This window comes from Streptomyces sp. MK37H (genome assembly GCF_018035285.1).
Taxonomy (GTDB): domain Bacteria; phylum Actinomycetota; class Actinomycetes; order Streptomycetales; family Streptomycetaceae; genus Streptomyces; species Streptomyces endocoffeicus.
On sequence record NZ_JAAAYH010000073.1, the window covers coordinates 19,964 to 28,167 of the forward strand.

Annotated in this window: 11 protein-coding genes; 9 read left to right on the forward strand and 2 right to left on the reverse strand. The window is 72.0% G+C overall.

What is annotated here, in order from left to right:
• Nucleotides 1–174: 174 nt before the first annotated feature.
• The 6 genes from GWI24_RS13520 to ung all read left to right on the forward strand — a co-directional run bounded on the left by GWI24_RS13520 (nt 175) and on the right by ung (nt 4,652).
• A complete protein-coding gene (locus GWI24_RS13520; protein WP_210946197.1) occupies nt 175–873 on the forward strand; it encodes a haloacid dehalogenase type II in 699 nt (232 codons plus the stop codon).
• Nucleotides 874–913: 40 nt separating this feature from the next.
• On the forward strand, nt 914–1,738 hold the full coding sequence (locus tag GWI24_RS13525; RefSeq protein WP_210946198.1) for a HipA family kinase: 825 nt from the start codon (nt 914–916) through the stop codon (nt 1,736–1,738).
• Complete coding sequence (locus GWI24_RS13530; RefSeq protein ID WP_210946199.1) at nt 1,735–2,130, forward strand: DUF3037 domain-containing protein; 396 nt, start codon at nt 1,735–1,737, stop codon at nt 2,128–2,130. The genes GWI24_RS13525 and GWI24_RS13530 overlap by 4 nt, the downstream gene beginning before the upstream one ends.
• A 161-nt stretch (nt 2,131–2,291) precedes the next feature.
• Nucleotides 2,292–3,053 (forward strand): 3-oxoacyl-ACP reductase FabG, encoded by a 762-nt coding sequence (gene fabG / locus GWI24_RS13535; RefSeq protein WP_210946200.1) that lies wholly within the window; start codon nt 2,292–2,294, stop codon nt 3,051–3,053.
• Between the two features lie 18 nt (nt 3,054–3,071).
• Nucleotides 3,072–3,833, forward strand: coding sequence for an SDR family oxidoreductase (locus GWI24_RS13540; RefSeq protein ID WP_210946201.1), 762 nt, complete (start codon nt 3,072–3,074; stop codon nt 3,831–3,833).
• 138 nt (nt 3,834–3,971) lie between these two features.
• On the forward strand, nt 3,972–4,652 hold the full coding sequence (ung, locus tag GWI24_RS13545; RefSeq protein WP_137976633.1) for a uracil-DNA glycosylase: 681 nt from the start codon (nt 3,972–3,974) through the stop codon (nt 4,650–4,652).
• Between the two features lie 6 nt (nt 4,653–4,658).
• Here ung and GWI24_RS13550 read toward each other — a convergent pair whose 3' ends face one another.
• Entirely contained in the window at nt 4,659–5,063 is a 405-nt protein-coding gene (locus GWI24_RS13550; RefSeq protein ID WP_210946202.1) for a DUF3224 domain-containing protein, read from the reverse strand.
• A gap of 94 nt (nt 5,064–5,157) precedes the next feature.
• On the opposite strand from GWI24_RS13550, the gene GWI24_RS13555 reads away from it, so the two are divergent.
• The 3 genes from GWI24_RS13555 (at nt 5,158) to GWI24_RS13565 (ending at nt 7,761) form a co-directional block, all read left to right on the forward strand.
• A complete protein-coding gene (locus tag GWI24_RS13555) occupies nt 5,158–6,138 on the forward strand; it encodes a helix-turn-helix transcriptional regulator (RefSeq protein WP_374103301.1) in 981 nt (326 codons plus the stop codon).
• A 120-nt stretch (nt 6,139–6,258) separates the two neighbouring features.
• Nucleotides 6,259–7,221: an IS481 family transposase gene (locus GWI24_RS13560; RefSeq protein WP_210946204.1), complete on the forward strand. Its 963-nt coding sequence runs from the start codon at nt 6,259–6,261 to the stop codon at nt 7,219–7,221.
• Nucleotides 7,222–7,296: 75 nt separating this feature from the next.
• The gene (locus GWI24_RS13565) at nt 7,297–7,761 is read left to right on the forward strand and encodes a hypothetical protein (protein ID WP_210946205.1); all 465 of its coding nucleotides are present in this window, start codon (nt 7,297–7,299) and stop codon (nt 7,759–7,761) included.
• 57 nt (nt 7,762–7,818) lie between these two features.
• Here the strand turns inward: GWI24_RS13565 and GWI24_RS13570 are convergent.
• On the reverse strand, nt 7,819–8,204 hold a 386-nt coding region (locus GWI24_RS13570; RefSeq protein ID WP_210946206.1), incomplete at its 5' end, for a MarR family winged helix-turn-helix transcriptional regulator.

An 8,204-nucleotide genomic window follows, 5' to 3' on the forward strand; every position in this document is an offset into this window, starting at 1 on the left:
GCGCCGACGCTCGGCGTCCTGCCGGGTACCCGGTTTCCCTCTCCCGTACCCGGGCATCCCTACCGGCGGTGTGTCCGCTCACCGACCGTTCGGCCTGCCCGTAATGTCCACTTGGTCTCGGTCTGGAATCGTACGACGGGAGTGATCGGATGGCTATCGGGAACGGTGGTCCCCATGGCCGCTGACGGCCGCCCGGGCGTCCTCGTCTTCGACGTCAACGAGACACTCACCGACATGTCCCCGCTCGCCGCGCGCCTGGAGGACATCGGTCTGCCCGGCCATCTGCTGCCGGTGTGGTTCGCCGGTGTTCTGCGCGACGGCATCGCCCTGTCCCTCGCGGGCGGCCGGGCGGCGTTCGCCGAGGTCGCCGGGGACGTCCTGCGCACACTCCTGGCCCGGCACGGGCCAGGGGGAGCGGACCCGGCGGCGGCCGTGGACCACGTGCTCACCGGACTGCCGGACCTGCCCGTCCACCCGGATGTCCCCGAGGGTGTACGGGCACTGCACGCGGCCGGACACCGCCTGGTCACCCTGACGAACGGCTCGGCGGACACCACGCGCGCGGTAGTGGACCGGGCCGGGTGCGCGGATTGCTTCGAAGCCCACCTGGATGTCCAGGGCGCCGGCGGCCAGTGGAAGCCCGCTTCCGCCGCGTACGCGTACGCGTTGCGCGCGGTGGATGTGCCGGCCGGCGCGGCGACGATGGTGGCGGTGCATCCGTGGGACATCGACGGCGCCGCCCGGGCCGGTCTCTCCACCGTCTGGCTGCGGCGCACGCCGGTTCCCTACCCGTCGGCGGCGCGGTCCGCCGACCGGCAGGCGACCGGGGTGGCGGATCTGGCCCGGCGCCTGGGAACCGCCCCGCCCGGCTGACCCGCGAAAAGGCGTTGCGGGGGCCGGATAGCCTGGGCGAATGCTGTCTGAAGTCACCGCGATCCGGTACGTCACGCCCTTGCGTGAGGGCGGATCGCTGCCGGGCATCGTCGAGGCCGACGATCTGGGCACCTACGTCATGAAGTTCACCGGCGCCGGGCAGGGCCGCAAGACCCTTGTCGCCGAGGTCGTCTGCGGTCAGCTGGGCCGCCGGCTGGGGCTGCGGGTGCCGGATCTGGTGCGGATCCAGCTGGACCCGGTGATCGGCCTGAGCGAACCGGACCAGGAGGTGCAGGAGCTGCTCAAGGCCAGTGGCGGGCTCAACCTCGGCATGGACTACCTACCCGGGTCGCTCGGCTTCGATCCGCTCGCCTTCGAGGTGGGCGCGGAGGAGGCCGGGCGGGTCGTGTGGTTCGACGCGCTCATCGGCAATGTGGACCGCTCCTGGCGCAATCCCAACATGCTGGTCTGGCACGGGCAGCTGTGGCTCATCGACCATGGCGCCACGATGATCTGGCACCACGGCTGGCGCGGGCTGGACAAGGCCGCCACCAAGCCGTACGACGCCTCCGACCACGTCCTCGCGCCGTTCGCACCGGACATCGCCGCGGCCGGCCGGGCGCTCGCGCCGCGGATCACCGAGGGACTGCTTGCCGAGGTGGTGGCGGACGTCCCCGACGAATGGCTGACCGACGAGCCCGGCTTCGACGGCCCGGACGCGGTGCGCCGCGCCTATGTCGAGGTGCTGCTGGAGCGGGCGGCCACGGTGGGGCAGAGGATCACGCTCGGGGAGCGCACCGGTGAGGGGCCGTCCAAGGCCCCCGAGTGGCTGCGGGTGTGGGTCGACGGAAGGGCGTCGCGGTGAGCGGGTTCCACAACGGCCGGGATGTCTTCGAATACGCCGTGCTGCGGGTCGTGCCCCGGGTCGAGCGGGGTGAGCAGATCAACGCGGGCGTGGTCGTCTACTGCCGCGCCACGTCCTTCGTGGCGGCCCGGATCCATCTGGACGAGGACCGGCTGCGCGCCCTGGACCCCACGGCGGACGTGCCCGCGGTACGGGCCGCGCTGCGCGCGGTGGAGTGTGTCTGCGGCGGCGGAGAACGGGCCGGTCAGGCGGCCGGGGAGGACGCGGGACGGCGCTTCCGCTGGCTTGTGGCGCCGCGCTCCACGGTCGTCCAGCCGGGGCCGGTGCACACGGGTCTGACGGCGGACGCGGAGGCGGAGGTCGAGCGGTTGCTCGACCTGCTGGTGCGGTGACGCATCGGCTCAAAGGGCGCGGAGGTGAGCGAGCACATACGGGCGGTCGTTGACAGGCGGTGGCGGGCCTCATAGCGTCTCGTGCGCAGGAGAGACTAAGCGGTTGCTCACTCCCGGGGCCGGGACGGTGAGCCGCCATCGATGCGAGGGAGAACCCGCGTATGTCCACCACCGAGCAGCGCGTTGCCATCGTGACGGGCGCGGCCCGCGGCATCGGCGCGGCGACCGCCGTGCGCCTCGCCGAGGAGGGTCGCGTCGTCGCCGTGCTCGACCTCGACGAGGGGGCCTGTGCGGCCACCGTGGAGAAGATCAACGAGGCGGGCGGCAAGGCCATCGCCGTGGGCTGCGATGTGTCGGACGCCGAGCAGGTCGAGGCCGCCGTCGCGCGTGTCGCCGAGGAGCTCGGCGCGCCGACGATCCTGGTCAACAACGCGGGTGTGCTCCGCGACAATCTGCTGTTCAAGATGAGCGAGGCCGACTGGGACACCGTGCTGAACGTGCATCTGCGGGGCGCGTTCCTGATGTCGCGCGCCTGCCAGAAGCACATGGTGGACGCGGGCTTCGGCCGGATCGTCAACCTCTCCAGCAGCTCGGCGCTGGGCAACCGCGGCCAGGTCAACTACTCCGCGGCCAAGGCCGGAATGCAGGGCTTCACCAAGACCCTCGCCATCGAGCTCGGCAAGTTCGGCGTCACCGCCAACGCCGTGGCGCCCGGCTTCATCGCCACCGACATGACCGCCGCGACCGCCGAGCGCGTCGGCATGGGCTTCGAGGACTTCCAGAAGGCGGCCGCGAGCCAGATCCCGGTGCAGCGCGTCGGGGAGCCCGCCGACATCGCCAACGCGATCGCCTTCTTCACCGGCGAGGCGGCCGGTTTCGTCTCCGGCCAGGTCCTGTACGTGGCCGGCGGCCCGCTCAACTGATCAGGAGTCACGCACCACATGACCGAGCAGATACAGGACAGCGGTAAGGCCGCGCTCATCACCGGGGCGAGCCGGGGAATCGGCTACGCCATCGCCGAGGCGATGGTGGCCCGCGGCGACAAGGTGTGCATCACCGGGCGCAACGAGGACGCGCTCAAGGAGGCCGTGGAGCGGCTCGGGGCCGACCGCGCGATCTACGTCGCCGGAAAGGCCCATGACCAGGCGCACCAGGCGGCCGCCGTCGAGCGGACGATGGAGGCGTTCGGCCGGGTCGACCACCTGGTGAACAACGCAGGCACCAACCCGGTCTACTCGCCCATCGCCGATCTCGACCTCGATGTGATCCGTAAGGTCTTCGAGACCAATGTCGTCTCGGCGCTGGGCTTCGCCCAGCGGACCTGGAAGGCCTGGCAGCAGGAGAACGGCGGCACGATCGTCAACATCGCCTCGCTCGCCGGGATGTCGTCCTCGCCGTTCATCGCGGCGTACGGAGTCAGCAAGGCCGCCATGATCAACCTCACGGTGCAGCTCGCCCAGGAGTTCGCCCCGCGGGTGCGGGTCAACGCCATCTCCCCGGCGGTGGTGAAGACCAAGTTCGCCACCGCCCTGTACGAGGGGCGGGAGGAGGAGGCCGCCGCGGCCTATCCGCTGAAGCGGCTCGGCGTGCCGGAGGACATCGGGGGCGCGGCCGCGTTCCTCACCTCCGACCAGTCGGCGTGGGTCACCGGCCAGACGCTCGTGGTGGACGGCGGCATCCTCCTGGGCGCCGGGCTCGGCTGACCGGCGCCCGGCCCGGGCCGGCGCCGTCCTGGTCCGGCCCCGCGCCGCCCTGTGGCCCGGGCGCGTGTGAGGCGTTGTCAGTGGCCGCCGGTAGGTTCTGTGCCCGTAGGACGGAAACACCGACCGGAGGTTGAAGACGTGCCCTATGTGCTGCCCGAGTCCTGGCGCGGGGTCCTCGGCGAGGAGCTGGAGAAGCCCTATTTCAAGGAGCTCACCGAGTTCGTCGAGGAGGAGCGGGCCAAGGGGCCGGTGTACCCGCCGCGCGAGGAGGTGTTCGCCGCCCTGGAGGCCACGCCGTTCGACCAGGTGAAGGTGCTCGTCCTCGGGCAGGACCCGTACCACGGCGAGGGCCAGGGCCACGGTCTGTGCTTCTCGGTGCGGCCGGGCGTCAAAACCCCGCCGTCGCTGCGGAACATCTTCAAGGAGATGAAGGAGGAGCTCGGCCACCCGGTGCCCGACAACGGCTATCTGATGCCCTGGGCCGAGCAGGGTGTGCTGCTGCTCAACGCGGTGCTGACGGTCCGGGGCGGCGAGGCCAACTCCCACAAGAGCAAGGGGTGGGAGAAGTTCACCGACGCGGTGATCCGCGCGGTGGCCTCGCGCCCCGATCCGGCCGTCTTCGTCCTCTGGGGGAACTACGCCCAGAAGAAGCTGCCGCTCATCGACGCGTCGCGGCACGCGGTGGTGAAGGGGGCGCACCCGTCCCCGCTGTCGGCGAAGAAGTTCTTCGGGTCGCGCCCCTTCACCCAGATCGATGAGGCGGTCAAGGCCCAGGGTCACACCCCGATCGACTGGCGGATCCCGGACCTCGGCGCCTGACCGGCACTAGAGCGTGTAGTCGAAGCCGTAGGGGATCTCGGACTCCCCCTGGACGGCGGAGAAGGTGCCCGATCCGGTGAGCCCGGTCAGCTCGCCGGTGCCGGATCCGGGCACCACCTCGAAGGCGCAGTGGACGGTGGCGTCCTCGCCCCAGTTGGCGTGCTGCACCACGACGAAGCTGCCCGCGCGCCCGTCGAGGGTGCCGGTCAGCAGCTCGTAGCCGCAGCAGACGCCGGTCTTGTCGGGCAGATAGGTGATGGCGTACTGGCAGCTGGTCCGCGGTGCCTCGATGCCGCCCGAGAAGGCGTTCGTGACCACGGCCCGGGCCAGCTTGGCGCCGCCCTCGGTCTCCTCGAGGGCCGTCTCCTGCCAGTCGGCGTAGGTGAAGTGGCCGGTGGTGTGCGTGGTCATGGTGGGTCCTTTCCGGGGCCGGGATCGGCTGCGAACGTCACTCTGGCCGCCGTACCTGACATCTTCTGTCAGGTACGGCGTCACAATGGACCGCATGCGCGCCGACCGCCTTCTCTCACTGCTCCTGCTGCTGCAGAACCGGGGCCGGATGACCGCGCCCGAGCTCGCCGCCGAGCTGGAGGTCTCGGTGCGCACCGTCTACCGCGATGTGGAGGCGCTGAGCGCCTCCGGGGTGCCGGTGTATGCCGACCGGGGCCCGGCCGGCGGCTTTCGGCTGCTCGACGGCTACCGCACCCGGCTGACCGGACTCACCGGCGACGAGGCCGACTCGCTCTTCCTCGCCGGGATGCCGGGCCCGGCCGCCGAGCTGGGTCTGGGCGCCGACCTCACCACGGCCCAGCTCAAGCTGCGGGCCGCGCTCCCGGCCGAGCTGGGGGAGCGGTCCCGCCGCATCCAGGAGCGCTTCCACCTCGACGCGCCGGGCTGGTTCCGGGACGCCGAGCCGGTGCCCCATCTGGCGGCGGCCGCCGAGGCCGTATGGGAGCGGCGCGTCCTGCGGGTGCACTACCGCCGCTGGCGCGGCGAGGTGCGACGCGAGCTGTGCCCGCTGGGCCTCGTCCTCAAGGGCGGCATCTGGTACCTGGTGGCGCGGGTCGGGGATTCCGTACGCAGCTACCGGGTGGCGCGGATCCTCGACGCCGAGGTACTGGAGGAGGTCTTCGAGCGGCCCGCCGGATTCGACCTCGCCGCCTCCTGGGCGGAGTCGTCCCGCCGGCTGGAGTCCATGCGCTTCCAGGGCGAGGCCGCACTCCTCCTCTCGGAGCGCGGGGTGAAGCTGCTCCCGATGCAGTTCGGGGCGGTCGGCGCGGAGGCGGTGGCCGCGGCCGACCCGCCCGACGACCAGGGGCGACGGCGTGTCGTCCTCCCCGTGGAGTCGCTGCCGGTCGCGGTCCACGACATGCTGCGGCTGGGCACCGACGCCGAGGTGCTGGGCCCGCCCGAGCTGCGGTCGGCCGTCGCCCGCGCCGTCGCCGAACTGGCCCGCCGCTACGGCGCGCCGGACGACAGGCCCTAGGTGTGTTGTCCCGGCACGTTGGTGACGGGCGACGCGCTGTGAGGGGTGCTTGAACGGGGCGAGGGCCTCTGGTTTCGGTGGGGATTGCGACATCTACCGCCGGCACGCAGGAGGCCCTCGTTGATCCACCGTAACGCCCCGCTGACCCCGACCGGCAGGCTGCGTCTGGCCCGGTGCGTCGTGGACGACCACTGGCCGCTACGCCGGGCCGCTGAACGCTTCCAGGTCAGCCACACCACCGCCGCCCGCTGGGCCTCCCGCTACCGCCACCACGGGGTGGCAGGCATGAGCGACCGCTCCAGCCGTCCCCACCACTCACCACGCCGGACACCCGCCCCCGTGGAGGAGCGGGTGCTGCGGATGCGTCGGGAACACCAGATCGGCCCGCTGCGGCTGGCCGCCCGTGCCTCCGTCGCCGCCTCCACCGCTCACCGCATCCTCCAACGCCACGGCCTGCCACCGCTGACCGCCTGCGACCGGGCCACCGGCGAACCCGTCCGCCGCTACGAACGCTCCCAACCGGGCGAGCTGGTCCACATCGACGTCAAGAAGCTCGGCCGCATCCCCGACGGCGGCGGCCACAAAGTCCTCGGCCGCGCAGCCGGCCGGGCCAACCAGGACCGCCGCAACGGCACCGGCTACGCCTACCTGCACACCGCCCTGGACGACCACTCCCGCCTGGCCTACACCGAGAACCTGTCCGACGAGAAAGCCGCCACCTGCGCGGCCTTCCTACGACGGGCCACCGACTGGTTCGCCGCACGCGGCGTCACCGTCGAACGGGTACTGACCGACAACGCCTGGGCCTACACCAAGAACACCTGGCGCGACACCTGCCGTGACCTGGGCATCAGTCCCCGCTGGACCCGGCCCTGGCGGCCGCAGACCAACGGCAAGGTCGAACGCTTCCACCGCACCCTGCTGGACGAGTGGGCCTACCAGCGGCCCTACACCTCAGAAGCCGAACGCCAGGCCGCGTTTCCCGACTGGCTGGACTGGTACAACTACCACCGACCCCACACCGGAATCAGCGGCCACACCCCAGCCAGCCGCGTCACCAACCTCCCCGGTCAGCACACCTAAGGCCCCGCCGCGCCACGACACGCCGAGCGGCGCGGGCGCGAGCGGCTAGCGTCGTCCGAAAGACGGGAGGCGGCCATGGCGGAAGCGCGGCAGCAGGCGCCGGAGGGCGATGCCGTACTGACCCGGATCGGGCAGGCGGTCATGCTGCACCGGGGCGGCGACCGGGAGGAGGCGCGCAATCGCCTCGCCGCGCTGTGGCGGGAGATCGAGCGGGACGGCGCGCCGTTCCACCGCTGCGCCCTCGCCCACTATCTGGCCGACACGCAGGACGATCCGCTCGACGAGCTGCTCTGGGACCTGCGGGCGCTCGCCGCCGCCGAAGCGCTCACCGGGTCCCTGGCGCCGCGGGCGTTCCTGCCCTCCCTCCACCTCAACGTGGCCGCGGGCCATCTGAAGCTGGGCCAGGAGGCGGCGGCCCGGTGCCAGCTGGCGCTGGCGCGCGAGGCCGCCGGCGCGCTCGGCGAGGATCCGTACGGCGACAGGGTGCGGGCGGCCATCCTGCGGCTGACGCTGGTCCTGGAGGGCGCCGTCGAGGACTGAAGGTCCAGGGTCCTTCCGGCAGCCGCGGGCGCATGGCGCCGGACGGACTTCAGGTGGCTATGCCGCCTCCGCCAGCTCCTCCCAGCGGTCGGCGAGCGCCTTCAGCCTGACGACGAACCGTTCGCGTTCCGCCTCGTCGAGGGACTCCAGGAGGATCTTGTCGAGCCTGCGCGCCCGGTGGTTCGCCTCATGAAGGGCCTCTTTGCCCGCGTCGGTCAGGTAGAGCAGTTTGCGACGGCCGTCGGCAGCCGCGGTTTTCCGGGCGAGCAGCCCACGGTTCTCCAGCCGGCGAGCCACGTCGGCCATGGTGGAGGTGTCCAGGGCGACGGCGGCGGCCATGGAACGCTGGTCCTGGCCGGGATGGGCTTCCACTGTCTGCAGCACCGCGAACTGAGGGCCGGTGAGGACTGGGTCCACCTCCCGTGCCCACACGGCGAGATACG